23 protein-coding genes are annotated in these 24,558 nt (G+C 62.1%); 4 read left to right on the top strand and 19 right to left on the bottom strand.

Going from position 1 to position 24,558, the window contains the following annotated elements; all coding sequences use genetic code 11:
* Window positions 1-58 precede the first annotated feature (58 nt).
* Window positions 59-970: a LysR family transcriptional regulator gene (locus IHE39_RS18050; RefSeq protein ID WP_192567441.1), complete on the top strand. Its 912-nt coding sequence runs from the start codon at window positions 59-61 to the stop codon at window positions 968-970.
* A 51-nt stretch (window positions 971-1,021) separates the two neighbouring features.
* Here IHE39_RS18050 and IHE39_RS18045 read toward each other — a convergent pair whose 3' ends face one another.
* The 6 genes from IHE39_RS18045 to IHE39_RS18020 form a co-directional block, all read right to left on the bottom strand.
* Complete coding sequence (locus IHE39_RS18045; RefSeq protein WP_192567440.1) at window positions 1,022-1,510, bottom strand: NUDIX domain-containing protein; 489 nt, start codon at window positions 1,508-1,510, stop codon at window positions 1,022-1,024.
* A gap of 172 nt (window positions 1,511-1,682) precedes the next feature.
* Window positions 1,683-2,720 carry an XdhC family protein gene (locus tag IHE39_RS18040; RefSeq protein WP_192567439.1) on the bottom strand — a complete coding sequence of 346 codons (1,038 nt, stop codon included), beginning with the start codon at window positions 2,718-2,720 and terminating at the stop codon, window positions 1,683-1,685.
* A gap of 1 nt (window position 2,721) precedes the next feature.
* On the bottom strand, window positions 2,722-3,306 hold the full coding sequence (locus IHE39_RS18035; protein WP_192567438.1) for a UbiX family flavin prenyltransferase: 585 nt from the start codon (window positions 3,304-3,306) through the stop codon (window positions 2,722-2,724).
* A 3-nt stretch (window positions 3,307-3,309) separates the two neighbouring features.
* Entirely contained in the window at window positions 3,310-4,683 is a 1,374-nt protein-coding gene (locus IHE39_RS18030; RefSeq protein WP_192567437.1) for a UbiD family decarboxylase, read from the bottom strand.
* A 59-nt stretch (window positions 4,684-4,742) separates the two neighbouring features.
* A complete protein-coding gene (locus IHE39_RS18025) occupies window positions 4,743-5,687 on the bottom strand; it encodes an amidohydrolase family protein (protein WP_192567436.1) in 945 nt (314 codons plus the stop codon).
* 18 nt (window positions 5,688-5,705) lie between these two features.
* The gene (locus IHE39_RS18020) at window positions 5,706-6,629 is read right to left on the bottom strand and encodes an amidohydrolase family protein (RefSeq protein WP_184771647.1); all 924 of its coding nucleotides are present in this window, start codon (window positions 6,627-6,629) and stop codon (window positions 5,706-5,708) included.
* Between the two features lie 46 nt (window positions 6,630-6,675).
* On the opposite strand from IHE39_RS18020, the gene IHE39_RS18015 reads away from it, so the two are divergent.
* Window positions 6,676-7,002 carry a hypothetical protein gene (locus IHE39_RS18015; RefSeq protein WP_184771649.1) on the top strand — a complete coding sequence of 109 codons (327 nt, stop codon included), beginning with the start codon at window positions 6,676-6,678 and terminating at the stop codon, window positions 7,000-7,002.
* 28 nt (window positions 7,003-7,030) lie between these two features.
* Here IHE39_RS18015 and IHE39_RS18010 read toward each other — a convergent pair whose 3' ends face one another.
* From IHE39_RS18010 to IHE39_RS17990, 5 genes are all read right to left on the bottom strand, one after another.
* A complete protein-coding gene (locus tag IHE39_RS18010; protein WP_184771651.1) occupies window positions 7,031-8,152 on the bottom strand; it encodes a CobW family GTP-binding protein in 1,122 nt (373 codons plus the stop codon).
* Complete coding sequence (locus IHE39_RS18005) at window positions 8,149-10,455, bottom strand: xanthine dehydrogenase family protein molybdopterin-binding subunit (protein WP_184771653.1); 2,307 nt, start codon at window positions 10,453-10,455, stop codon at window positions 8,149-8,151. The genes IHE39_RS18010 and IHE39_RS18005 overlap by 4 nt, the downstream gene beginning before the upstream one ends.
* The gene (locus IHE39_RS18000) at window positions 10,452-10,934 is read right to left on the bottom strand and encodes a (2Fe-2S)-binding protein (RefSeq protein WP_184771655.1); all 483 of its coding nucleotides are present in this window, start codon (window positions 10,932-10,934) and stop codon (window positions 10,452-10,454) included. Before IHE39_RS18000 ends, IHE39_RS18005 begins: the two co-directional genes overlap by 4 nt.
* Window positions 10,931-11,794: an FAD binding domain-containing protein gene (locus IHE39_RS17995; RefSeq protein ID WP_184771657.1), complete on the bottom strand. Its 864-nt coding sequence runs from the start codon at window positions 11,792-11,794 to the stop codon at window positions 10,931-10,933. Before IHE39_RS17995 ends, IHE39_RS18000 begins: the two co-directional genes overlap by 4 nt.
* Before the next feature lie 94 nt (window positions 11,795-11,888).
* Window positions 11,889-13,283: a nucleobase:cation symporter-2 family protein gene (locus tag IHE39_RS17990; protein ID WP_184771659.1), complete on the bottom strand. Its 1,395-nt coding sequence runs from the start codon at window positions 13,281-13,283 to the stop codon at window positions 11,889-11,891.
* Window positions 13,284-13,445: 162 nt separating this feature from the next.
* Here IHE39_RS17990 and IHE39_RS17985 point away from each other — a divergent pair, with 162 nt between their 5' ends.
* Window positions 13,446-14,342, top strand: coding sequence for a LysR family transcriptional regulator (locus IHE39_RS17985; protein ID WP_184771661.1), 897 nt, complete (start codon window positions 13,446-13,448; stop codon window positions 14,340-14,342).
* A gap of 72 nt (window positions 14,343-14,414) precedes the next feature.
* Here IHE39_RS17985 and IHE39_RS17980 read toward each other — a convergent pair whose 3' ends face one another.
* The 8 genes from IHE39_RS17980 to IHE39_RS17945 form a co-directional block, all read right to left on the bottom strand.
* On the bottom strand, window positions 14,415-15,602 hold the full coding sequence (locus IHE39_RS17980; protein ID WP_312880912.1) for a quaternary amine ABC transporter ATP-binding protein: 1,188 nt from the start codon (window positions 15,600-15,602) through the stop codon (window positions 14,415-14,417).
* A 4-nt stretch (window positions 15,603-15,606) separates the two neighbouring features.
* Window positions 15,607-16,479 carry an ABC transporter permease gene (locus tag IHE39_RS17975; RefSeq protein WP_184771665.1) on the bottom strand — a complete coding sequence of 291 codons (873 nt, stop codon included), beginning with the start codon at window positions 16,477-16,479 and terminating at the stop codon, window positions 15,607-15,609.
* Between the two features lie 156 nt (window positions 16,480-16,635).
* A complete protein-coding gene (locus IHE39_RS17970) occupies window positions 16,636-17,640 on the bottom strand; it encodes a glycine betaine ABC transporter substrate-binding protein (RefSeq protein WP_184771667.1) in 1,005 nt (334 codons plus the stop codon).
* A 102-nt stretch (window positions 17,641-17,742) separates the two neighbouring features.
* Window positions 17,743-18,747: an Ldh family oxidoreductase gene (locus tag IHE39_RS17965; RefSeq protein WP_184771669.1), complete on the bottom strand. Its 1,005-nt coding sequence runs from the start codon at window positions 18,745-18,747 to the stop codon at window positions 17,743-17,745.
* A gap of 9 nt (window positions 18,748-18,756) precedes the next feature.
* Window positions 18,757-19,332 carry a DUF3726 domain-containing protein gene (locus IHE39_RS17960; RefSeq protein ID WP_184771671.1) on the bottom strand — a complete coding sequence of 192 codons (576 nt, stop codon included), beginning with the start codon at window positions 19,330-19,332 and terminating at the stop codon, window positions 18,757-18,759.
* A complete protein-coding gene (locus IHE39_RS17955; protein ID WP_210327607.1) occupies window positions 19,329-20,867 on the bottom strand; it encodes a hypothetical protein in 1,539 nt (512 codons plus the stop codon). The genes IHE39_RS17960 and IHE39_RS17955 overlap by 4 nt, the downstream gene beginning before the upstream one ends.
* A 152-nt stretch (window positions 20,868-21,019) precedes the next feature.
* On the bottom strand, window positions 21,020-22,015 hold the full coding sequence (locus IHE39_RS17950; protein ID WP_184771672.1) for a membrane dipeptidase: 996 nt from the start codon (window positions 22,013-22,015) through the stop codon (window positions 21,020-21,022).
* A gap of 4 nt (window positions 22,016-22,019) precedes the next feature.
* A complete protein-coding gene (locus IHE39_RS17945; RefSeq protein ID WP_184771674.1) occupies window positions 22,020-23,471 on the bottom strand; it encodes an aldehyde dehydrogenase family protein in 1,452 nt (483 codons plus the stop codon).
* Here IHE39_RS17945 and IHE39_RS17940 point away from each other — a divergent pair.
* On the top strand, window positions 23,470-24,474 hold the full coding sequence (locus tag IHE39_RS17940; RefSeq protein WP_184771676.1) for a LysR family transcriptional regulator: 1,005 nt from the start codon (window positions 23,470-23,472) through the stop codon (window positions 24,472-24,474). The two genes, IHE39_RS17945 and IHE39_RS17940, sit on opposite strands and share 2 nt — an antisense overlap.
* The last annotated feature ends 84 nt before the right edge of the window (window positions 24,475-24,558 follow it).

Below are 24,558 nucleotides of genomic sequence, written 5' to 3'. Positions count from 1 at the left end.
TTGATTGGCATAACGGACCATCTGTAGCCGGCTGGTCCCGAAAGATGGGTGGCTCGATATGAACATAACGCTGCGGCAACTCAGGGCTTTCATAGCCGTGGCCGAACTCGGACAGTTCAATCTTGCCGCCAGCAGCCTCCACCTTACCCAGTCGGCCGTCAGCATAATCATTCGAGATCTCGAATCCGAGATCGGCGTACGCCTGTTTGACCGCCACACCCGCATGGTTTCGCTCACCCTCGTGGGCCAGGAGTTCCTGCCGCAGGCCCGCAAGATACTGAAAGACCTGGAACTTGCGGTTGGCGACATGCGCGACAACGCCTCGTTGAAGCGCGGCCAGGTGACGATCGCTGCCGCGATCGTGCTCGCTGCCACTATTGTGCCGCCGATCATCGCTGCGTTTGTGAGCATGCATCCCGAAATCCTGGTCAGCATCCGCGACATGCCGGAAGAGGCAATCAGCCCGGCGCTCAAGCGCAACGAGGTCGACATCGCCATCGGCACACTGTCGGAAGACGACCCCGAAATCACTGCCACGCCTCTGATGCGCGACAAACTCATGCTGGTCTGCCGGGAAGATCATCGTTTCGCCAGGCAAAAATCCGTGCGCTGGGCCGAGCTGAAGGGCGAGACTCTGATTACTCTCGCAGCCGCGAATCCGCTTCGGAGTATCGTCGAGCACAATCTCATTCGTGTTGTGCCCAATTTCCAGCCAAAGTACGAAGTGCGCTTCTCGACAACTGCTATCAGCATGATCTCCGCTGGCATGGGCGTGGCCGTCTTGCCGGAGAATTCCAGCCAACTGGCCTCAGCGGTGCGCGTAACCACCGTGGATCTCGTCGACCCGACCGTCATGCGAAATGTCTCACTGCTGCAACGCCGCCATCACAGCCTGTCGCCAGCAGCAGAACATTTGAAAGCGGCCTTCGTGGCGGCGATGCCAACTGAAAGTGCCGGCACGCTCGCCTAACTGCGCGATCCAACCGCCGTCTTGGTTTTGGTCGAGCCTAGCCTAGACCTGTCAGGATGCACTGAACGTTACGAACTCGCGGCTGTTGAGCGCGTTGACCGTCTCTTCGGCTAAACCTTCTGGCGGCCGACTTGCCGGAAACCAGTGCGCCTCATCCCATTGGCCGGAGGCTGTCACGCGCGGTTCTCCTGAGAGTATTGAAACCGCGTAGGTGATCGAAAGCACGTGGTGGCCAGCAACGGTATCGAACTGGTCACTGATGAAAACCGCAGAGACCGGCCATGTGAGGATTCCCAGATCCTCGTGAAGGCATCGAACAATCGACATGGCGCAGCTTTCTCCGCGCCGTATTTGGCTCCCCGGCATCTGCCATAGCCGGTCTGCAGAATCCTTGGACCTGACCAACAGGATGCTGCCGCGCTCATTCCTGATGAGTGCGCGAGAGGTCAGTTCGATGCGATTTGGCAACGATGCTTCCATCCCTCGCGGACGGGCACCGTGAATATTGCCGTTTGCTCCTGGAATGGAAACGCTCTTCATCGGTTCGCCTTTCACACGATTGGCTGGCAATGCGGGCCGAGCAGGACAAGGAGCCGGCGACGCCAGGGAGCGTTGTGGAACCCCTTGAATGCGCCGCCGGCCTACGCCGGGCTTTGGGAACACGCAGGGCAAGCTGGGAGGCTTGAGGCCCGCGAAAAGCCCGGACGTATCTCTAGTTGACCACCCCGCCTTTGATGCGTTCGCTTGCGTGCATGGGGTCGAAGCACATGCTGATGCCTTCGAGCGCAAGCTGGGTGATCGTCGGGTTAGTGTTGCCCTTCATGTTGAGCAGTCTTGCCTGCGCAAGGTCCGCAACGACGGAAAGGGCAAGCGAGGTTGCGTCAGTCGCCTTGTCGAAGATGCCGATTGGCGCCTTGATCCGGGCAAGCGTGCTCTCGCCGTGGCCGCGTCTGCGCAAGGCCTCGCAACGTTTCACATGGGTACGACGGCTTCCCAGAGCACCGATGTAGAAGGCGGATGAGGCAAGCGCGGCCTCGAGCAGCGGCAATTCGCGGTCGATATCATGGAAGAGCAGCACAGCAGCCGTGTCAGCATCCAGCTGGTCCGGCGACGGAGTTTGGCCCCGCTCGATCTCGACGACGTCAAAGCCGGATACTTCCGCCACGCGCGCAACCATGCCGGCCTCCAGAGGCGTGCCGGCAACAAGCATGCGCTGCCTTGGGCGGTAGGCCCGCACAAACTCCTCCTTTTCCCAGCCACTCACGCCCTCGCCTGGTTCGAAGAAAAGAGCCTGCCTGCCAGGGTGGTATCGGAGGCGCGCGGGCGCGCGGCGGTGCAGCGCGGCAAGCACATGGCGGAGCGCGGTTGCGTCTCGCAGGACGTGGATAGCCAGCGTGATGCCGCCTCCACATGGCAGCACGATGTCGAAGAAGGGCGAGCCTTCGCCGAGGCGAAGCTTGCGGTCGATGCCCTTGTGAAGGGCGATCACGGCGTCAGCGGCGACGGCCGCTTCGGTGCAACCGCCGGAGACGAAACCGCAATAAAGCCCGTCATCGCGTACAGCCATCTGCGCGCCGATGGCGCGGGCAGCGCCATCTCGGATTTCAACGAGGGTGACGAGGGCGACGGTGTGGCCCTGCTCGATCGCATCAGCGGCGAAGGTCAGGATGTCGATCGCATCGTCCGATAGGAAGGCGGCGCAGGGTTCTGGCGCGAGCGTTTTCAGCTCACTGGCAATGCGGGCGCCCATCTCATTCCCCTCCTTGCGTTCCTTGCCAGCGGCGCACCATGCCGGGATCGAGATCGAAAAGGTCGAGCACCCGGCCGACAGTGTGGTCGACCATCTCTTCAAGGCTTTTCGGCTTGGCGTAAAAGGCCGGAACGGGCGGATAGATGATGCCACCCATTTCGGTGACCTGCGCCATGTTTCTGATGTGGCCGAGATGGAGCGGGGTTTCGCGCAGCATCAAGACGAGACGGCGGCGCTCCTTCAGCACCACATCGGCGGCGCGGGAAAGCAGATTGTCGGTCGTACCCGTCGCGATTTCCGCCATGGTCTTCACCGAACAGGGGGCGACGATCATGCCGAGCGTCTTGTAGGAGCCGGAAGAGCAGACGGCACCTATATCCTTGTTGGAATGGTTGACCGTCGCCAGCGCCTCAAGGTCCTGCTTGGTGAAATCCGCCTCGGCAGTGAGCGTGATGCAGGCGGCGCGCGACATGATCAGGTGCGTCTCGATCTCGAGGTCGCGCAACACTTCGAGGATGCGCTTGCCGTAGACCACGCCGGAAGCGCCCGAAATGCCGATGATCATGCGTCTTGGCCGCGTCGTCATGACCTATCCCACTGATTTGAGGAGTGCGGCAGCTCGAGCCGAAGCCTCGTCGCTGATGCGGGCACGGACGCCGTGGAAGTTGGGGCCGCGTGTTGCGTCGAGGCCCATCCGCGAGGTCGTGCCGATGCCACTTGCCGAAGGGTCGAGTGCGTTGCCCGGAAGTCCCTCGATGATGACGACGTCCTTGTGCGGCTGGAAATGCGTGGCAAGCGCCCAGAGCACTTCGCTGTCGCGGGTGATGTCGACATCGGCGTCCACCACCACGACAGTCTTGAGGTACTGGTCCCATCCAAGCAGGCCGAGCATGACCTGCCGCGCCTCGCCCTCGCGCGTCTGGTTCATCGCGATATAGGCGTGGAAGTGGGTGCCGGAGGACGGGTAATGCACTGCGGTGATCGAAGGGAAACGCGCCTTCAGTTTCTCCACCACCTCCGCCTCGCGTGGCACGCGGCCGAGATTGAGATGTTCGGCCGAATTGCCGCCCGCGACGGAGACAAGGATCGGATCGCGCCGGCGCATGATGGTTTCGACGGTGAAGAGGTTGTTGGTCGAACGGTCGGAGGAATAGCCGGTGAACTCGCCGAACGGCCCCTCCTCCACATGGGCCTCGGGATCCAGCACGCCCTCCAGCACGATCTCGGCATGGGCGGGGACGCGAATGCCGTATTTTGGCGTGCGCACCACCTGCAATGGCTCACCCATCAGGCCGCCGGCGACATCGCGCTCGTCCTCGCCGAAGGCAAGGCGGGCGGAGGCGGCGATCATGAACAGCGGGTGGCCACCGATCACCATGGCGACCGGCATCGGCTCGCCCTTCTCCTTCGCCATGTTCATCAGGCGCCAGAGATGGCCGCGCGAATGCAGCGAGGTCGCGAGCGAATTCCTCGAATGGATCATCGCGCGGTGATAGCTGAGATTGCCGGCCCCGGTTTCCGGGTGCTCGCCGATGATGATGCCGCTGGTGATGTATTTGGCGCGGTCGGTGTCGAAGTGCTTCAGCATCGGCAACGCGTGGAGATCGACGTCATCGCCGGAGATGATCTCTTCCGTGATCGGGCCGCTTTCCAAAAGCTCTGGCGCGAACGGCCTATTAGAGCGAGCCTGGTAGGTCTCGTGCAGCTTGTCGGCGGTCGAACCCAGCAGACGGGCGATGCGGTCACGCGAGGCAAAGATATTGCAGACGACCTCACTTTCGATGCCGCTGACATCCTTGAGATGCAGCATCGGATGCTGGCCCTTGTCCGCAAGGTTCCAGATCAGCGCGGTTGCGTCCTGGTCGTCCGAGACCGGCCGGTCGATGGTGATGACATCCTCGGGATGTTCCGACCGATAGTCAGCGAGGAAACGGCGGACGTCTTGCTTGTGATGCTGGGTCATGTCTCGGCCTCGATGCAGCGGGTAGATAGCGGCGCCCGGAGGGCGCCGCCGTGGTCAAATCACGCGAACTCCAGGTGCCTTCCGGTGGCGCGGTCGACGCCGGCATAGGAGTCCTTTAGGCGTGCCTGGGCATCCTTCACGTCGCGCGGCGGCGGCGACGGGTCGATGCCGACGAGCTTGGCGATGTTGTTGCCGAGATAGCCTTCCAGATATTCCTCGGAGAGGTTGATGCCGTGCGGCGGGTCCTTGCAGAGCACTTCCAGCTCGCGCAGCCACATGCCCGGATCGTTCGGCGGGCTATCCGTGCCGAAGACGATCTTGTTTTTCGGCAGCTGCTGGGCGAACTCCACGATGCGCGACTGGAAGCACCAGCCGGATTCGCAGTAGACGTTCGGCGTATCCATCGCCATCCAGAAGGATTCGAACGAGTAGTTGCCGCCCGTCTGGATGCCGAAATGGCCGATGATGAAGTTGACCATCGGGAACTCGCGGATGATCGGGTAAAACATCGTCGGGATGGTGTACGGACCGTCGCCGGTGTGGATGAGGACGACAACGCCGAGTTCGGCGCACTTCTTCATCGCCGGACGTAGCCAGTCGAGTGCGCGGTCAGGGCGGTAGCCGTGCATGTTGGCATGCAGCTTCAGCATCTTGAAGCCGTATTCCTTGACGTGGAATTCCAGCTCTGCTGCGCCGTTTTCAGGGCCCCAGCGCGGGTTGTAGTTGAAGTTGCCGATGAAGCGGTCCGGATACGTCTGACATAGCTCGGCGCAGTAGGCCATGTAGTCGCGAATACCGTCGCGGCCCTTGCGGTTGCCATCACGGTAGCCGGTATTGCCCGGCGGCGGCTGGATGAAACCCATGTCGATCCGGCGCGGCTTGCCGTTGATCATGTAGGGGCCGTCCATCAGCTTCAGCATGCGCTCGCCGGTGAAGGGCGTACCCGTATGACGCCATGCCTCGTCGACGAGGTTGGTCGGGTGAAGATGGGTATCGATGATCATGATTCACTCCGTTCAATTTTATGCGGCGAGCGCGACGCCGTGCTGGCGCAGATACGCTTCGGCTTCCTCGACGCTCGCCGGAGCCTTGGTCGGCTCGAGGCCGATCATGCGGGCGGTGTTGTTGCCGAGGTAATCCTCGAGCGTATCCTCATCTAGGTTGAGGCCCTGCGGCGGCTCGTGGCAGAGGACTTCCAGAAGGTTGATCCACATGCCCGGCTCGTTCGGCGGCGTATCTGAGCCGAACAGGATCTTGTGCTTGGGCAGGACCTTGGCGAATTCGACGATGCGCGACTGCAGGCACCAGCCGGATTCGACGTAGACACTGGGTGTGTCCAGCGCCATCTGCATCGGCTCGAACACGTAGACGCCGCCGGTCTGAACACCGAAATGCGCCAGGATGAAGTTCACTTCCGGGAACTCGCGGATGATCGGGTAGAACTCCGTCGGGATCGAGTACGGGCCGTCGCCAGTATGCACCTTCACCATCAGGCCGAGCTCGGCGCATTTCTTCATGGCCGGACGCAGCCAGTCGAGCGCGCGGTCGGGGCGGTAGGCGTGCATGTTCGCCTGCAGCTGCACCATCTTGAAATCGAACTCCTTTGCGTAGCGTTCGATTTCTTCGGCGCCGTTCTGCGTGCCGTAGCGCGGGTTGTAGACGAAGCAGCCGAGGAAGCGGTCGGGATGCTCCGTCACCATCTTTTCCGTGTACGCCATGTACTGGCGGATGGCGGCCTTGCCTTCTAGGTCCATGACTTCATGGGTGTAGATAGTGTTGCCCTGCGGCGGCTGGATGAAGGCCTTGTCGATGCGGCGCGGCTTGCCGTTCACATAGTACGGGCCGTCCATCATCTTCAAAAGCTTGTCGCCGGTGAACGGCGGACCGTCGTGGCGCCAAGCCAGGTCCACCAGATCGGTGGGATAGCAGCTTAGGTCGATTATCATTCCTGTTCTCCTGTCGTAGAGGGTCCGGTCGATGCGGGGCCGCGCGATGAACGCCATGCCGGCAAAAGCCGGCATGGGATGCGCGATCTCAGGAAATGCCAATGACGGGGAAGGAAAGCTGGTGCTGATGCCGCGGGGCGGCTGCAGCCAACAGGTGTTCCTTTCACAGAGAGCATCGACATCGCGGCCTCATCGTCCAACAGACGGTGAGCAATTGTCGGCGCTTCTACTCGCCTTTGAAGAAACCATGAGATCGCCTTTTTGTCAATCGACAAACTGCTCTAACTCATTCTTTTTAAATGATTTTTCGCAGAGCAAGAGGCGACCGTCCGCGCACTGGAAATTGCGCGGACGTCTTGGACAGAGTTCTTGAGCAGGCGCTTAGGACGGGAGAAACGACGCTAGGCCGCCAGGCATGCACGCAAGTTCCTGTCTATGCCGTCACGGTCGAGATTGCGGCCGATGAAGACGAACTTCGACTTCCGCGTGTCCTCGCCCCAGCTGTGGTCCGGGCGGAAATCGACCAGCTTGTGCACCGCCTGGAGCACAAAGAAGCGCTCGTCATTGGCCACCGAAACGATACCTTTGGTGCGGAAGATGTCGTCGCCGCGCTCGTCGAGATAATCCTTCAGGAAGGTGGCGAGCTTCTCGCCGTCGAACGAGTGCGGGTAGACGAAGGAGTGAGACTTTACCGTCGCGTCATGGCTGTGCGGTCGCAGTGCGGGAGCGTGGCCGTGATCATGATGGTGCTCGTGGCCATGGTCTGGATGGTCGCAGGCCGAATCGTGGCATTCGTGGTGGTGATGGCCATGCGCGTCGTGGTCGTTGTCCATGTCGATGTCGAGTATTTCCGCCCGCTCGCGCACGTAGGACGGCCGGAAGCCGTTGACGCCGAGGATGTTCGTAAGGTCCACGACGCCGTAGCTGGAACGCAGGATGGGTGCAGTCTGGTTGAGCTTGCGCAGCGACGCCTCCAGCGAGCCGAGCGCCTCCTCACCTGCAAGGTCGATCTTGTTGACGATGATGCGGTCGGCCGCGACGATCTGGTTGACCGCCTGGTTGTCGCTGCCGTCCAGCACCGGATCGTAGAGGTGCTGGTCGATATGCATGGCATCGACGAGCGTGACGATGGCATCCAGCTCGACCTCGTCGGCGACACTGCGGTCTACGAAGAAGGCAGTGGCGACGGGGGTCGGGTCCGCCAAGCCCGAAGTTTCGACGATGATGTGGTCGAACTTGTCCTTGTGGCTCAAGAGCTTCTTCATCACGTCGATGAGGTCGTTGCGCACATCGACGAAGCAGCAGATGCAGCCGTTCTGCATCTGAAAGATCTCCTCATCGGAGGCGAGCACCAGGTCGCTGTCGACGTCGACTTCGCCAAACTCGTTCTCGATCACCGCGATGCGGTGGCCGTGGCGTTCGGTGAGGATGTAGTTGAGCAGCGTCGTCTTTCCCGATCCGAGGAACCCAGTGAGGATCGTGATGGGGAGCTTCTGGCTCGCGGGTTCGATATGCATGTTCATGCGCCCTTCTCCCTCAAGGCTTTCAGGATGTCTTCCGGAGTGATCGGATAATGGTGGAAGCGGACGCCGATGGCATCGTGGATGGCGTTGGCGATGGCCGGTCCGATGGCGATGATCGGATCTTCGCCGACGCCCTTGGCACCCCATGGGCCGCCCGGATCCGGTGCTGCCTCGAGGATGATCGTCTCGATATCAGGCATGTCCATGGACAGCGGCATCTTGTAATCGACGAGGCCGGCGTTGAGCGACCGACCGGTTTTCTTATCGATGATGTAGTCTTCGGTCAGCGTGTGGCCGATGCCCTGCTGTATACCGCCCTCGATCTGGCCCTGTGCGGCGATCGGGTGGATAACACGGCCGACATCGTGCACCGGTATGACGCGCTTCACCTCGACGATGCCGGTTTCCGTATCGACATGTACCTCAGCGAAATGCGCGGCAAAAGAATAGGACTTGGTCGGCTCGTAGGTGCCGTTCGCAACGATGTTGGCTGCGGGAATGCCGCGCGACGGACCCATCGCCTCGGCGACCGTCATGCAACGACCAGGATCACCGATGACAAAGACCTTGCCTTCGGAAAGGTCGATCTCGGCCGCAGAAACCTGCAGTTTCATCGCAGCGCGATCGAGAACGGCCGCGCGCACCTTGCCGGCGGCCATCTTGGCGGCCGTGCCGACGAGATAGGTCGTGTGGCTGGCAAAGGCGCCGATGTCCCACGGCACAACGTCGGTATCGCCATGGATCGTGCCGACATCTTCGAAGCGCACGCCGAGTTCTTCGCCAACGATCTGCGCTAGCGCGGTATGCGCGCCGGTGCCGAGGCCAGCGGCACCGGTGAGCAGCGTCACCGTGCCGTCCTCGTTGACCTTCACCGTGGCGTTGCCCTGTTCCTTGATGCCGGGATAGGCGGAAGAACCGTGCATTTCGCAGCCGATGCCCCAGCCGGTTCGCATGTGCGGGTGCCTGGGATCCGGCGTACGGTCGCGGTTGCGCAGCTTTTTCCAATCGAGCACGTCGATGCCGTGCTGGAGGCAGATTTCCAGCCCGTGGCCGAGGATCGGATGGCCCGACGGGGCGATGTCGCCGGCGCGCACCACGTTCTTCAGCTTCAGCTCCGCTGGGTCCATGCCGAGCCGCTCTGCCGCCTCGTCCATCTGGATGTCGAGCGCATAGTAGCTCTGCACCACGCCGTAGCCGCGGAAAGCGCCGTTGATCGGCGTGTTGGTGTAAACGCAGCGCCCCTCTAGGCGCACGTTTTCGCAGCGATAGAGCGAGGTGGCGGCGGTGGTGCCAACGATCGTTACGCCCGGGCCGTGCGAGCCGTAGGCGCCCGAGTCATAGACGAGCTTCATGTCGCGGGCGACGAGCGTGCCGTCGTTCTTGAAGCCCTGCTTCAGCCATATCTTGCAGGGATGGCGCGAGCGGCCGGCGACGAAGGTCTCGTGGCGAGTGAATTCCATCTTCACCGGCCGGCGCGTTTCCTTCGCCAGCAGTGCACAGAGGAATTCATGCTGGAACAGATCCTGCTTCGCCCCAAAGCCGCCACCCATGTGGTCGACGAGCACGCGCACCTTGGTGAGCGGCAGGCCGAGTACTTCGGCCAGGATGCCGCGCACCATGAAAGAGGTCTGGGTGGAGGTCCAGAAGGTCAGTTTGTTGGAGCCGTCCCAGTCCGCGATGCAGACATTCGGCTCCATATAGGCCGGATGCGGGCGCCCGCCTGAGAAGGTGCCCTCGAGCACGAAATCCGCCTGGGCAAAGCCCGCTTCAACATCGCCGCGATTGATACGCACCGGATCAAGTACCAGGTTGCCGCCCGGCCCGACCTCGTGAATCAGCGGCGCACCCGGCTGGGCTGCATCCTCCGGCTCGAAAACGGCCGGCAAGGGCTCGTATTCGACCTCGATCAGGTCGAGCGCCTCGTCGGCGATTTCTTCGCTGATGGCGGCGACTGCAGCTACGCCTTCGCCCCAGAACCGTACCCTGTCATCGAGGATGAACTGGTCCTTGGTGCAGGAAGCCGAGCGCGGATGCGGCGAGCCGTAGTGCAGCACGCGCGGTACGTTCTCGTGGGTTAGCACCGCCTTAACGCCGGGATAGGCGAGCGCCTTGCTGACATCGATGCTCTTGATCCGCGCATGGGCGATTGCCGCGCGCTTGATCTTGCCGTGCAGCATGCCCGACAGTTTGACGTCGCCAGTGTATTCGGCCTCGCCCGTCACCTTTTCGAGCACGTCGTCGCGGCGGACGCTCTTGCCGACGATCTTGAATTCGCGCTTTTCGATAGGGGTCGTCATGTTCATGATCTTGCAGCCTCCATCTCGATCGCGGCGGCTTTGATCGCGTCGAAAATCTTGGTGTAGCCGGTGCAGCGGCAGATGTTGCCGCTGAGGCCGAAGCGGATGTCCTCGTCCGTCGGGCGCGGATTGTCGTCGAGCAGCTTCTTGGCCATCATCAGGATGCCCGGCGTGCAGAAGCCGCATTGCGAAGCGCCGTAGCGCATGAAGGCATCCTGCAGCGGATGCAGCACATCGACGCCCGGCTGAAGCCCCTCGATCGTCTCGACCGTGCGGCCTTCGGCCTCCACTGCAAGCATCAGACAGGCATTGACCGGCTCGCCATCGACGATGACGGTACACGCACCGCAGTCGCCGACGTCGCAGCCCTTCTTGGTGCCGGTGAGGCCGACATCGTCGCGCAGCGCATCGAGCAGCGAACGGCAGCTATCCACCGTCATGTCGCGCGGCTCGCCATTGATGATGAGTTCGACGATCCGTTTCATGCGAAAGCCTCCAGTGCCTGTTTGATGGCGCGCCCGGTCAGCACACCGACCATGTCGCGGCGGTAGTCGGCGCTGGCGCGCACGTTGCTGATCGGCGTGCACTCTTCCATCGCCTTGTCGGCGGCGTTCTTGACAGTTACCGCGTCGAGCGCAGTGCCGCGGAGCATGGCTTCGGCTTCGGGCGCGCGCAGCACGGTGGCACCAACCGCGCCGAGCGCGATGCGGATGTCATTGCAGAGACCGTCTTCCATAGTGAGGCTGACAGCGACGCCGACGGTGGAGAGTTCCATCGCCTTGCGGCGGCCGTGCTTGAGATAGGCCTTGCCGGCGTTGTCGCCGGCCGGCGGCACGGTGATGCCGGTGACGATCTCGCCCTTGGCCAGCACCGTCTTGCCGGGGCCGGTGAAGAATTCGGCAAGCGGGACCACCCGCATGTTGGTGCGGCTGTAGATATGGATGAAGGCGCCATCGGCAATCAGTGGTGGGATCGTATCGGCCGACGGCGAGGCTCGGCAGACATTGCCCACCACGGTCGCACGGTTGCGCACCTGGATGGAGCCGAGCGAAGCAAAGGCTGCGCGCAGGTTCGGGTAGCGCTGGCGCACCAGCGCCAGGTTTTCCAGTCGCCCAACGGTCACCAGCGCACCAAAGGTCAGGCCGCGTGTTTCGTCATAGGTGATGTCGGAAAGACCCGGGATCTGCTTGATGTCGACGACATGGCGCACCCGGCGCAGTCGTTCGCGGATCTCGACCAAAAGGTCCGTCCCGCCGTTGAACAAAAAGGTGTCGTCACCGAGATCGGTGAGAAGACGGGAGGCCTGCTCCAGCGTGTCCGCCCGATGGTATTCAAAGCGCCTCATGTCATTCCTCTAGGATTTCTGGCCGTTTAGCCTCTTGGGCTCAGGGCTCGTGCTCCGGCGGCGCGACGGCCGCCGGACTCATGTTTGTTGCTGTTCAGGCGAGGTCGGCCGCCGGCGCACCGTTCTGCAGCTCGCTGTCCTCACGCTCTTTCGCGGGCACGCCGTTGAAGAGGATGTTGAGCAGTGCTGCCGCAAACGTGCCGACAAGCACGCCGCTGTGCAGGAACTTGCCGACCGCGGCCGGAAGCTGGGCGAAGATGTTGTCGGCCACGACCGGCACCATGGCGAGCCCGACGCTGACCGCGACGATGTAGAGGTTGCGGCGATTGGCGACGAAATCCACCTTAGCCAGGATCTTCACACCCGTCGCCGAGACCATACCGAACATGACAATGGCGGCACCGCCGACGACGTAGCTCGGGATCGAGGCGCTGACGAAGGCGACCTTCGGCAGCGAACCGAGCAGGATCAGGATGACGCCGCCCGCAGCGACCACATATCGGCTCAAGACGCCGGTGATCTGCAGTAGACCGACATTCTGCGCATAGGTGGTGTAGGTGAAGGTGTTGAGCAGGCCACCGATGATGTTGCCCACGCCGTCTGTTCTGAGGCCGCGGGTAAGCTCGGCCTGGGTGATCTTGCGCCCGGCCATGTCGCCGACCGCCAGGAATTGCCCGGTCGATTCGATCATCATGACGGTCATGACCGCACAGAGAGACAGGATCGACCAGAACTCGAAGACCGGCCAGCCGAAGGCGAGCGGGTGGACGATGCGCACCCAGCCGGCGTCGGCTACGCCATGGAAATCAACCTTGCCGGATGCGATCGCGATGGCAAAGCCAATGCCGATGCCCATCAGCACCGCTAGGTTGGACAAGAAGCCTTTTAGAACCCGCGTGAGCAGCAGGATCGACAGCAGCACGATGGCTGCGACGGAAAGCGCGAAGGGGGCGCCATAGGCCGGGTTCGGGATCATGCCTTCCGGCCCCCGGATCATCGGTTGGCCGCCAGCGGCCCAGTTGACGCCGACGCGCATCAGCGAAAGGCCGATGACCAGCATGACCGTGCCGGTGACCACAGGTGGGAAGAACCGCACCCAACGCCCGAAAAAGGGCGCGGCGATGACGGTGAAGACACCGGAGGCGATGACCGCGCCAATGACGCCGGGCATGCCGAGGTCCGGATTGCTGCCCGTTGCGATGATCGAGGGAACGGCAGTAAACGAAATGCCCATCATGATTGGCAGCCGGATGCCGACGTGGCGGCCGAAACCAAGAGCTTGGATGATGGTGACGATGCCGCAACAAAACAGATCCGCGCTGACCAGCATGGCGATCTGATCCTTGGGCAAATGCAGCGCGCTGCCGACGATGAGCGGCACCGCGACAGCGCCGGCATACATGACGAGAACGTGTTGCAGGCCGAGAGCGAAAAGGCTCGGAAACAGGTACTTCTTCTCGACGGGATCCGTCGTATCAAGATTGGACATTCGCTATCCTCCCAGCGAATAGTGTTCCGGCGCGGTGGGGGGCATCTTGGCCTCATGTTTTGTCACCGCACGCCGTACAAGGGGGATCATGCGGCTGGCCAAATCAGCAAACAATCGGCACAATCATATTTATTCATCTAGTAACTGAATGAATGGACCGGCATGGACGTCACGCTGAAACAGCTTCGCGCCTTCGTCACCGTGGCCAATCTCGGGCAGTTCACGCTGGCCGCCGACAAGCTCGGATCGTCGCAATCGGCCGTCAGCACCCTGGTGCGGCAGCTGGAGCAAAATCTTAATCTTCGTCTCTTCGATCGGCACACCCGCCTGCTGCGCCTCACCCAGGCGGGCATTGACATCCTGCCGATCGCAGCCCGCGCCGTTGCCGATATCGAGGGCATGGTGGAGAGTTCGCGAGAACTGAATGCGCTGCGGCGCGGTAAGGTCACGATGGCCGCCGGCACGGTTCAGGCCGCCCTGATGCTGCCGCAGCTCGTCAACGCCTTCACCAAGCTCTACAGCGAGATCACGGTCGAACTGCACGATGTCGCGGAGAAGACCGTACTGGAACAGGTCGCCAGCGGTTTGGTCGATCTCGGACTCGGCACGGTGCCGGAAGACGATTCGGAACTCGTCGGCACGCGTCTTTCCACCGACGAGTTCTTGGTGGTGCTCCATGCCGACGACCCGCTGGTGAAACGTCCCGAGTTGCGCTGGACCGACCTTGCCGACTGCAAATTGATCGGTCCGCAGCGTGGCAACCCGATCCGCGACCGGCTGGAAAACGAACTTGCGCGCAACGGCATCGTTTTGCCGCTGGACAAATCGATGCAAGAAGTGGCTCTGCCGCTGACGATCATCGGCATGGTTGAAGGCGGCTTAGGCGTCGCGATCATGACCTCGGCCGTCACGCGTCTTGCGACCTCCATGGGTCTCGTCGTCCGCACACCGACCGAGCCGCACATCAAGCGCGAGGTTAGCCTGATCCAGAAGCGGACGCGTTCCCTTTCGCCTGCCGCACGGTGCTTCCGCGACTTTCTGCTGAAGTCCGTTCATTGACCCCGCGACCAGTTCGGCTCCATCCGACATTTCCGCTTGCCTGCCCAAAGCGCGCATGACGTGGCGCCGTGACTAGGCGACTGGTGATGGAAGCAGGCTGGCTGGCGATAGTTTGTTAGCTGCCCCGTGCGATCGCGACAGTGCCTTGAACGCCATTTCGCGCGTGAGGATTCCAACGGGTGCACCGCTGTCCATGACGACGATAGCCTCCTGGTCTGCCAAGAGTGGAAAGCTCTGGCCAAGGGTGGCTGTGGCATCGATGGATGCGGCACAGTTCGCCCGATCTGGCTCGGCCGAGGTAAGCACGCGCAACTTGGCGCCATGCACAACGATCACAGCAGGATGCTGGCGCAACAGTGCGGTTGTCCGGTCTCCTGTGGCTTGTGCCTGCGTCAGCACGGGAACCTTGGCAAAGGCATCGTGCGTGTACAGGGCGCGCGACAGATCGACCTTGCGGACGAAGCGCTCGACATAATCGTCCGCCGGGCGGAACAGGATTTCCTCTCCAGTGCCAACCTGGCGCAGTTCGCCGTCCTTGAGGATGGCGATGCGGTCGCCGAGATGTAGCGCCTCGTCGAGGTCGTGGGTAATGAAGATGATGGTCTTCTTCAGCCGGGCCTGAATGTCCTTCAACTGTTCCTGCATGTCGCTTTTGATCAGCGGATCCAGCGCGCTGAAGGCCTCGTCCATCAGCAGCACGTCTGCCTGCGTCGTGAGCGCCCGAGCCAGGCCGACGCGCTGCTGCATGCCGCCTGAGAGCTGCCTGGGAAAGCGGTTCTCGAAGCCCTTCAACCCGACGAGCTCAAGCTGCTCCATGCCACGCGCCCGCGCTTCGCGCTGATCCACGCCCTGGAGGATCGGCCCGCAGATCGTGTTCTCCAGAACCGTTTGATGCGGCAACAGACCGAAACGCTGGAACACCATGGAAATGCCGGTGCGACGAAATGCCAGCAGTTCCTTGGCATTCATGTCCATGATGTTGCACCCGTCGACGAGGATGCGGCCCGAGGTGGGTTCGATCAGCCGGTTGAAATGGCGGATCAGCGTCGATTTTCCCGAGCCCGAAAGCCCCATGATAACGAAGGTCTCGCCGCGGCGGATCGAAAAATCGATACGCTTGAGGCCGACGATGCAGCCGGTCTTGTGCAAAACTTCCGCCTTTGCCGCGCCGGCCTGGAGTGCGGCCATCGCATCATCCGCTCGGTTGCCAAAGATCTTGTAGACCTTGTCGACCTGGATTTTCACGTCCGAAGCAGTCACTGCCCTACTCCCCATTGTCGAGGTGCTTCTGAGCACGACGTCCGTAGGACTGTGCAATGCGGTCGAAGATCACTGCCAGAAAGACGATGGCGATGCCCGCAACCAGGCCTCGGCTGACTTCCAGCCGCTGAATCCCCTGCAGCACTTGGTATCCAAGCCCGCCCGCACCGATCATCGAGGCTATGACCACCATCGACAGCGCCATCATTGTCGTCTGGTTGATGCCGGCCATGATCGTCGGTAGGGCCAGTGGGATCTGGACCTTCATGAGTTTTTGCCCCGGTGTCGCGCCAAAAGCGACTATTGCCTCGACTACCTCGCCATCCACCTGACGGATGCCGAGATCGGTCAGCCGGATGACCGGCGGGATGGCAAAGAACACGGTGGCGAGGATAGCTGGGATCTTACCAGGTCCGAACAGCATAACGAAAGGAATGAGATAGACGAAGATCGGCAACGTCTGCATGATGTTCAGAAGCGGCAGCGCCACCGAGCGCAACCAGTCGGAACGTGCCATCACGATACCAAGTGGGATCCCAAGCACGACGGCGACCGCAGTTGCAGCGAGCATCAGCGCGACAGTCGCCATGGCATCGTTCCACAAGCCTACGGCACCGATGAAGAACAGCATGATGACCGCGCTGCAGGTCATCCTCAGGTTTCGCGAGGCCGAGTACGTCAACAGTGCGACGCCGGCGATCGTGACATACCAAGGCAACCATTGCAGGAAGGCTTCCATAGCGCCCAGAAGCTTGAGCAGCGGCCCCAGCATCCGCTCGAGCGTGTCGCCATAGTTTGTGACAACCCAGCTGAAACCATCATCGATCGCAAAACGAAGCCCGCGAGTGTCGAAGAGTTCCGGAAAATTGTCTGCCACGGGGTGACCCTTTCAAAGGTTGGTGACCCGCTGCCGGCCGCTCTCGCGGAGGCGGCCGGTTCTCGACGTTCCGAGTACAGCCCCAGGCAGCCAGTCGGGCATCGTATGTGAAGGGCGGCCGCGACTGGGGGAAGATACGCGGCCGCCAGGCTGCGATCAGAGTGCAGCCTTCACCTTTTCGGCGACATCGGCCGGAACCCACGTGGTCCAGATCGCCTCGTAATTTTTGAAGAAGTACGTAGCGACCTCTTCGGGGGACGCCTTGTTGTCGTCGCCCCAAGCCAGCACGTCACTGATCTCGACGTTCGGCACCTGCATCTTCGACAGGAATTCGGCAACGGCCGGCGCCCTGTCTTTGAGGCTGGTAGTCACGGCGACAGCAACTTCGCCAACGGCCCAGCCGGTCAGTTCCGGCTTTTCGCATTTGGCATCGGTCAGGCAAGTGAACTTGGCCGGGTTATAGGCCGGCATGCCGAGAACCTTGAGCTTGTATTTGCCGATCACCTCGGTCGGTCCCCAGTACCAGCCAATGAAGGGCTTCTTGCGCGACACCTGCCTGGCGATCATCGCCTTGAGGTTTGCGCCCGAACCGGTTGGATAGACCTCGTAAGTCGCCTCCAGGTCGAGCGCCTTGACCAGATTGTTGGTAATGATCTCGCAACCCCAGCCAGGCGGGCAAGCATAGAAACGGCCCTTGCCTGGATTCGAGGGATCCTCAAACACCTGCCAGTTGTCCTTGAGATCGCTGACGGATCGGATCTCCGGATGCGCCTCGGCGATGTAGTCCGGGATCCACCAGCCCTCTTGGCCACCGCTGGCAAAGATGTCACCCGCCTTGTAGACGGTGCCCTTCGCCAGCATCTGATCCCAGGTCGACTTTACAGTAGAGACCCAGAGCTCGGGTGCGATGTCAGGCTCTCCCTTGGCAAGCATCGACGATGCTGTCGGAACCGTGTCGCCCGGCACGATCTGGACGTTGCAGCCGTAGCCTTCGGCAAGGATTGCCTTGGTGACATAGGCGAGCGTTCCGGCGGACAGCCAGGTCATTTCGGCGATCGTGATCGGATCCTTCGTCCCGCATTCCGTAGCCTCGGCGGCATTGGAGCCGAGCGCCATGCAGGCAAGGCAAACTCCCGCAAGAATGGATGTCTTGAGCTTCATCGCAGTTCCCTTTGTTGTCGTTGTGATGGCCTCGAGGGGTACGATGTAGAAAGCGGTCACTTTTATCAAACCGAAATAACTGATGCAGATTTCAGAAAAACTTTAGCGGCAGAGTGCTTCGATCCGCTCCGCGAGGTCGGAATCGACCATCACGCCCTCGCGCTCCGTGCGCTTCCTCGCAGCTTTCCGGCCCTGGCCGGGAAGGCGAGCATCGGCTTGCGCCGCGATGGCGCCGAGGAGACTTGCTACATGGTGAGAAAAGGTCGTCGAGAAGGCTAACGTGTCGAAGGCGATGAAACAGTGGCCTGTTCTCGGCGGCCCGCCCATCGCGTCGGAGAATGGGCTCGCATCCTTGCTGAGCACCGAACCCGAAAGACAGGCGGCGAGAATTTCCACCAAAAGCCCGACGCCGAAACCCTTATGGCCGCCGGCCGGCAGCATAGAGCCCTTGAGTGCCGCAGCCGGATCGAGCGTCGCAGCGCCATGCTCGTCTATGGCCCAGCCGGGCTCGATCGGTCGGCCCTTGCGCGAGCGCAGCAGGATTTCCGATTTGGCTACCACACTTGCGGACTGATCGAGCACAAATGCGATACCGCCCGCTTCATCGGGAACACCAAGTGCGAATGGATTGGTGCCGATGACTGGCACGCGTCCGCCGGGTGGGGCTATGGAAGCAGGCGCATGGGTGGTGCAGAGGCCGAGCAGACCGTCTTCGGCGATGCGCTCTGCGTGATGGCCGAGCACGCCGCAATTATACGAGTTGAACACCGTCATCGCGGCAACGCCGTTCTGCCGCGCAGCGGCGATAAAACGATCCCATCCGGCATTGATCGCCGGATGGGCGAAGCCGGTCGCCGCATCGACCACTACCGCGCCAGGACGCGGCTGCGACACGACGGGCAACGCCTTGCCGTCGACCTTGCCGCAGCGGACATGCTCCGCATAGATCGGTACATAGAGCAGCCCGTGGCTGCGAATGCCGTCGCGCTCTGCCAGCATCGTCGAGCGGGCGACAGCGGCGGCATTGTCTTGGCTAGCGCCCGCAGACGTGAGGGCACGCAGGCACAGTTGCTCGATCGCAGCGAGCGGCATCATCCGTTCGGTCATGGGGTATCCTCAGTCGTTGTCGGTGGTGCCGGCGCCGGCGCCCTGGGCACGCGACAGCTCTGTGGCCGCCACATATGTCTTCGCCGCCAAGCCGAGCGCTTCGGCATAGCCCCCAACGTCGGTCGCCGCCGGTCGCGGTGCCCCGAAGCGGGCGGGCGTGTCATCGACGTCACAGGACATCAGGCGCAGGGTCGCGGCTGATGGCACCCACTCGGCGACATCGCTTACCCGCACCAGCGGCACCAAATCGCCACCTCCAAGCCGCACAGCGAGGGTCAACCCCGCGTTCATCGACGCCGCACCCGCCAGACCGATCAGTAGCAGGCCGCAATCCCGATCCTCGAGGACGATCTCTTCAGTCTCGCCGCAGCACAGCGCATCGATGGCCGCCTGGCCGGCGAGAATCTTCTGCCGGTCGTCAGTAAGGGCTGCGACAACGACCCGGATGGCATCGACGCCACGCGCCGACAACCAGACGGCAGCCTGGCCTATGTCTTCCGCGACGCCATGAGGCAATCCCGCTCCGCTGGCGGCCTTGCGGGTGAGCGTCTGCACTTCGTTGTAAGAAAGCAGTATCGTCGTCATCGCAGCACCGGAAGCCAGCAATCGTCGGTTTCGCCAACAGCGATTTCGCCCGCCGTCGGTGCGCCCTGAAAAAGCGTGATGCGCGTCCAGCGATCCGAGCGCGGGTCGAACTTCGATGCACCGAAGAATGCAAGCTTGCAGCGCAGCATGTTGATCGGCCGGCAACGTTCCGAAAGCAGGTTGTCGCGGATCTCAGAATAGGGCGCGTTGGCCGCCGCCTGTATGCGGCGAACCGCATGACGATGCTGTGGGAAGTCCGCGAGGAACGCAGCGACTGTCCGCGTTCCCGGCTCGTCGGCAAGGTCGGCGTCAAGGCGCTGTATCTGTCGTGCGATGTCGAGGGGAAGTTCGAGATCAGCGCCAGGCTCGGAAGCGCGACGGCCAAGCCGAGGCTCCAGCTTCTCCTCCGAAACATACCAGAACTGCGCAGTCTCGGCCGGCTTGTCGAACGCGATGGCCAACGCCCAGCCATAGTGGTCACGCAGGAGCCCGCAAAGTGCTGAAAGCCTCATGCCCGGTTGGAGCGTCGCCTCCCGCACCGAAGCCATGCTGTCCACAAGGTCGTCGTTTTCAGCTCCTGCCATTTCGATGACAAGTGCTGCAAGAAGCTCTTGAAAGTCCACGGACATGAACCGCGAACGATCAAGCAGCGACCCGACAGGACACGAGACGGCCCGCAGCCTTGCAGGGTCGATCCAGGCTTGGGCTTCAGCCCATTCCCCACGCAAGCCCAGGATGCGCGCCATCAAGGCGTCGTCTTCGACCGTCCACTGATCGAGATGCGTGCCCGCCTGTCGCCAGAGCTCGGCGAGCCGGTGCAGCGTCGCATCATCAAGGTACGGTTTGGACCGCACCCGCGCCAACGCGGTCTCGCGGGCGAGAACCCAGTTGTTCAACAGCAACGGATGATTTGCCAGGAACGGTGCCATGCCGAGACCGGTGGAATTGCCGACCCCAATGTGGCGACGCAATTCGGGTGCAAGCGGCACGAAGGTTTCCGGTGCTCGGCACCTGGCGACATGCTCGACGAGATCGTGGGAGAATTCGCGGATTAGCCAGACCGTCAGCATTTCCGCCTGAAAGGGCCCGTCCAACCACTGGCGTTCCGCCAACACGAAGCGATCGGCAATGCCGAACTTGCCGTTGCCATACACGGCGGTGGTGCGCAGGAGGTAGCCGACCTCGCTGAGGCGGTCCCTATCCGGCTGCCGCCCGCCCGCCAGACGATCGGCGACATGCTCGAAGAAGCGGACTGACTTATTGGCTCGGCTCAGCACCAAATCGCGCGGCCCGAACCGGCCTGCCTCTTGCCGTGGCGCGTTCGCCCGCAGCCGGTCGATCTCGGCGACATCGGGAACGCCGTCATAGAGCACATAACTCGTGTCCCACGCCTCGGCGATCACCCGGTCGGAGCGTAGCTCGTCAGGCAGCGGGCTGGAGAAGGCGACGAGGCTGTAGTCATGCCCGCCAAGCTTGAGCGTATAGACCGCGTCGCCGAAACCTCGGTCGTCCATGCTCCAGACCGGACGGCTCACCGACGAACCATCTTCAGCAAGACTGCGGATCAAGCTGCGTAGGAAACTGAGCCGCGTCGGAAAGGACGCGCCCATCCTTCGCAGACGCATGACGACATCAGGCGAGCGAAGCGTCAGCGCCGGTCTTGCCTCGAGGTCCAGTACCATCTTGGTCATGACATCGGCCCGAAAGACGCATTGTAGAAGCGTAGCCAGTTGCCACCCAAAATGTCGCCCACCTCCTGTTCGGAAAAGCCGGCCTTCTGCAGGCCGCCGCGCAGGTTGCCGAGGTCCGCGTTGCTGGCGAACCAAGCCGGCTGCCGGGGAAAGCCTGCGGCCGACGCCGAGCCTTCGCCGTAGTCCAGCGTCTTTGACCAGCGGCCATTGCGCATCCACGTCACCACCGAATCCGGCTGATCCTGGCAGAGGTCACTGCCGATACCGACATGTTCGACGCCATAGCGCGAGGCGGTGTCCGCGACCATGGCGCAGAAACTCTCCAGCGTACAGTTCGATCCATCCTTCATATGGTGAGGATAAAGCGACAGACCGAGCATCCCGCCCGACTGTGTCAGCGCCTTCAACACAGCGTCTGATTTGTTGCGGAGGACAGGATACCACCAGTGCGGATTGGCATGGGTGATGGCGATCGGCCGCGCCGAGAGTTCTATCGCCTCCAGGGTGGAGCGTTCGGCGGAATGGCTCATGTCGATGACCATTCCGACACGGTTCATCTCGGCGATGGCCTGGCGGCCAAAGCGGGTGATGCCGGGATCATCCCCTTCATAGCAGCCGGTGGCAAGCAATGACTGGTTGTTGTAGCTCAGCTGCATGAAACGCACGCCGAGCGTGTGGCAGATCTCGATCAGGCCGATATCGTCTTCGATCGGCGACGGGTTCTGCAAGCCAAAGAAGATGGCCGTGCGCCCTTCCCGCATGGCGCGCTCGATATCGTTGCCGGCGCGGCCGGGGAAGATCAGATCGGAATGGCGCTCGAAATGGCGGTTCCAGCCGATGATGTTCGCCACCGTTTCGCGGAAATTCTCATGATAGGCGATAGTGGCATGCACTGCGTGCACACCGCCGGCTCGCATCTGGGCGAAGACGGCCGGGCTCCAGTTGGCATATTGCAGGCAGTCGACGAGAGGGCTGACGGTCTTTGCGTCCATGGCCTTACTCCGGCTCCCCCGCCCTGACATAGGCGGTCTTGACCTGGGTGTAGAACTCGGCCGCCGAACGGCCCTGCTCGCGCGAGCCGAAACTCGAGTCCTTCCGCCCGCCAAAAGGCACATGATAGTCGGTTCCCGCCGTCGGCAGATTGACGGTGACGCAGCCCGTTTCTGCATGTCGCCTAAAATGGGTGGCGCGGGCGAGCGAGCGCGTGAAGATGCCGGCAACGAGGCCGAAACGCGTATCGTTGACGAGGGAAAGCCCCTCCTCGTAGGAACCCACCTTCTGCACCGCGGTAATGGGTGCGAACATTTCCTCGCGGTTGAAGTCCATCGCATTGGTGGTGCCAGTCAGCAGCGCTGGCGCCATGTAGAATCCGTCATGTGCAAGTTCGATGCGATCGCCACCAACCGCCACTTCCGCGCCACACGCGCGAGCGCGGTCCATCCAAGCGAGATTCGCAGCAAGCTGGCGTTCGCTGACAACCGGGCCAAGCTGGGTGTCCGCTGCCAGTGCATGTCCAACCTTCAACCCGCCAACCGCTGCGGCCAGTTTTTCGACGAAGGCGTCGTGGATCTTCTCGTGTACGACAAGGCGCGAAGAAGCGGTACATTTCTGACCGGTGCCGGAGTAGCCGCCGCCAATGGCGGCCATCACGGCCAGATCGAGCTCGGCATCGTCCATTACCAGCAGGGCGTTCTTGGAGCCGAGTTCAAGCTGGAACTTCGTCAGGTTCGCGGCCGCGGCGACAGCGACTTGGCAGCCGACATCGTAGGATCCGGTGAAGGTGATGGCGTCGACGCCGCGGTGCCCGGCAAGCCCATTGCCAACGACCGCACCCGGTCCCATCAGCAGCTGGAACGCACCGTCCGGCAGGCCGGCACGATGGATGATGTCGGCAAGGGCCCAGGCCGAGGCTGGAGTTTCATTGGCCGGCTTCCAGATCACGGCGTTGCCATAGGCGAGCGCCGGGGCAATCTTCCAGCTGGCCGTCGCGGTCGGGAAATTCCAGGGTGAGATTACGGCAACCAGCCCCATCGGCTCGCGGCGGACGTCGATCTCAACACCGGGCCGCACCGAGTCAGCATTCTCGCCAAGCTGGCGCATCACCTCGGCCGCATAATAAGTGAAGAATTGCCCGGCGCGGAAAACCTCACCACGGCCCTCGGCGAGCGGCTTGCCCTCTTCGCGCGAAAGCAGTTCGCCGAGTTCGGCCGAGCGTTCTATCAGTTCCATGCCGATCCTGTTGAGCATCGCCTGGCGCTGTTCGAGCCCGATCGCCCGCCAGGCCGGAACGCCCGCCAGGCCGGCGGCAACGGCTTCGTCCACATCGGCCGCATCGGCCTGCGCATAAAGACCGATGAGGTCGGTGACATCGGACGGGCTGCGGTTTTCGTGGAAGCGTTCGCCCAGCCGCCAACGACCGCCGACCAGATTGGCGTAGCGTTTTGCCATGTTCGTCTCCATTGTTCGGACGAAAAATCAGCTACCGGACGGCTTCAATCAAGCAGATATTTCTGTTACCAATTTCAGAAGAATTGAAGTTGGTGACATGATCAAACTGGAAGCATTGCGGGTCTTTGTGACGGTCGCCGAGAGCGGGAACATCAAGGATGCCGCCGATGCGGTCGGTCGCACGGCCTCCGCCGTTTCGATGACCCTGAAGCAGCTGGAAGATGAAATCGGGGGGCCACTGTTCCAGACCGACCGCAAGAACAGCCTGACTGCACTTGGCAACCTGATGCTTGATCTCGGTCGCGAGCAGATTCGCAGTTTCGACAAGTCGGTCAGCATCATGCGCGCCTTCGCGCACAGCCGCATCGGTAGCCTGTCGATCGCCACGGTGCCTTCGGTCGCTGCGAACGTGTTGCCGCCGATCCTGCAGCGGTTCCTCGAAACCCGGCCACAGGTCCAGGTCGAGCTGTTCGACATCGACAGCGCGCAGGTGCGGCGGATGGTGGAAAGCGGCGTCGCCGACATTGGAATTGCCGGCGACAGCCGCGCCGGAGGCGGGGTGGAGTTCAGCTCGCTGTTCAGTGACAGGTTCCAACTGCTCTGCAGGGAAGACCACGACCTCTGCCGCCTAGAACGTCCTATCGAATGGAGTGACTTGAGCGGCGCTACACTGATCCGCAACGGTGCGTCCGACAGGATCGAAGCCGAGGAACACAAACGTCTGTCTGCGCAGTCACTCATCACAGTCTACAACGTCACCTCACTCATCGCGTTGGTGAAAGCGGGCCTCGGGCTCACCATCCTGCCCTCGCTCACCATGCATGGCGCCCATGACGGCGTGGCGGTGCTGGAACTTGCCGACACGTCGGCGAGCCGACAGGTCGGGCTGGTCGAACGGCGCGATGTCCCCCCCTCCCCCATAGCCGCTGCCTTCCGCGCTTTCGCCTTAAGGGAGATCCCGGCGCTGGTTGCAGAGCGTCTGGGAAGACGCAAAGACCAATGACCTGCGGCACGGCTTCAGACTTGGCATCGGATCGAACGCGGAAGGCTGGATCGATGAGGCTAGAGTTCTGGGAAAAGTTCCAGT

The sequence above is a fragment of the Aminobacter carboxidus genome (assembly GCF_014863355.1).
In the GTDB taxonomy this organism is placed as follows: domain Bacteria; phylum Pseudomonadota; class Alphaproteobacteria; order Rhizobiales; family Rhizobiaceae; genus Aminobacter; species Aminobacter carboxidus.
Note: the sequence above shows the minus strand (reverse complement) of the source record. Positions and strands in the feature narration are given on the sequence as shown.

Excerpts from the sequence above, each read along its gene's own strand:
- IHE39_RS18050 (WP_192567441.1), top strand. The coding sequence starts at position 59 with ATGAACATAACGCTGCGGCAACTCAGGGCTTTCATAGCCGTGGCCGAA.
- IHE39_RS18045 (WP_192567440.1), bottom strand. The coding sequence starts at position 1,510 with ATGAAGAGCGTTTCCATTCCAGGAGCAAACGGCAATATTCACGGTGCC.
- IHE39_RS18040 (WP_192567439.1), bottom strand. The coding sequence starts at position 2,720 with ATGGGCGCCCGCATTGCCAGTGAGCTGAAAACGCTCGCGCCAGAACCC.
- IHE39_RS18035 (WP_192567438.1), bottom strand. The coding sequence starts at position 3,306 with ATGACGACGCGGCCAAGACGCATGATCATCGGCATTTCGGGCGCTTCC.
- IHE39_RS18030 (WP_192567437.1), bottom strand. The coding sequence starts at position 4,683 with ATGACCCAGCATCACAAGCAAGACGTCCGCCGTTTCCTCGCTGACTAT.
- IHE39_RS18025 (WP_192567436.1), bottom strand. The coding sequence starts at position 5,687 with ATGATCATCGATACCCATCTTCACCCGACCAACCTCGTCGACGAGGCA.
- IHE39_RS18020 (WP_184771647.1), bottom strand. The coding sequence starts at position 6,629 with ATGATAATCGACCTAAGCTGCTATCCCACCGATCTGGTGGACCTGGCT.
- IHE39_RS18015 (WP_184771649.1), top strand. The coding sequence starts at position 6,676 with ATGAACGCCATGCCGGCAAAAGCCGGCATGGGATGCGCGATCTCAGGA.
- IHE39_RS18010 (WP_184771651.1), bottom strand. The coding sequence starts at position 8,152 with ATGAACATGCATATCGAACCCGCGAGCCAGAAGCTCCCCATCACGATC.
- IHE39_RS18005 (WP_184771653.1), bottom strand. The coding sequence starts at position 10,455 with ATGAACATGACGACCCCTATCGAAAAGCGCGAATTCAAGATCGTCGGC.
- IHE39_RS18000 (WP_184771655.1), bottom strand. The coding sequence starts at position 10,934 with ATGAAACGGATCGTCGAACTCATCATCAATGGCGAGCCGCGCGACATG.
- IHE39_RS17995 (WP_184771657.1), bottom strand. The coding sequence starts at position 11,794 with ATGAGGCGCTTTGAATACCATCGGGCGGACACGCTGGAGCAGGCCTCC.
- IHE39_RS17990 (WP_184771659.1), bottom strand. The coding sequence starts at position 13,283 with ATGTCCAATCTTGATACGACGGATCCCGTCGAGAAGAAGTACCTGTTT.
- IHE39_RS17985 (WP_184771661.1), top strand. The coding sequence starts at position 13,446 with ATGGACGTCACGCTGAAACAGCTTCGCGCCTTCGTCACCGTGGCCAAT.
- IHE39_RS17970 (WP_184771667.1), bottom strand. The coding sequence starts at position 17,640 with ATGAAGCTCAAGACATCCATTCTTGCGGGAGTTTGCCTTGCCTGCATG.
- IHE39_RS17965 (WP_184771669.1), bottom strand. The coding sequence starts at position 18,747 with ATGACCGAACGGATGATGCCGCTCGCTGCGATCGAGCAACTGTGCCTG.
- IHE39_RS17960 (WP_184771671.1), bottom strand. The coding sequence starts at position 19,332 with ATGACGACGATACTGCTTTCTTACAACGAAGTGCAGACGCTCACCCGC.
- IHE39_RS17950 (WP_184771672.1), bottom strand. The coding sequence starts at position 22,015 with ATGGACGCAAAGACCGTCAGCCCTCTCGTCGACTGCCTGCAATATGCC.
- IHE39_RS17940 (WP_184771676.1), top strand. The coding sequence starts at position 23,470 with ATGTTCGTCTCCATTGTTCGGACGAAAAATCAGCTACCGGACGGCTTC.
- IHE39_RS17945 (WP_184771674.1), bottom strand. The coding sequence starts at position 23,471 with ATGGCAAAACGCTACGCCAATCTGGTCGGCGGTCGTTGGCGGCTGGGC.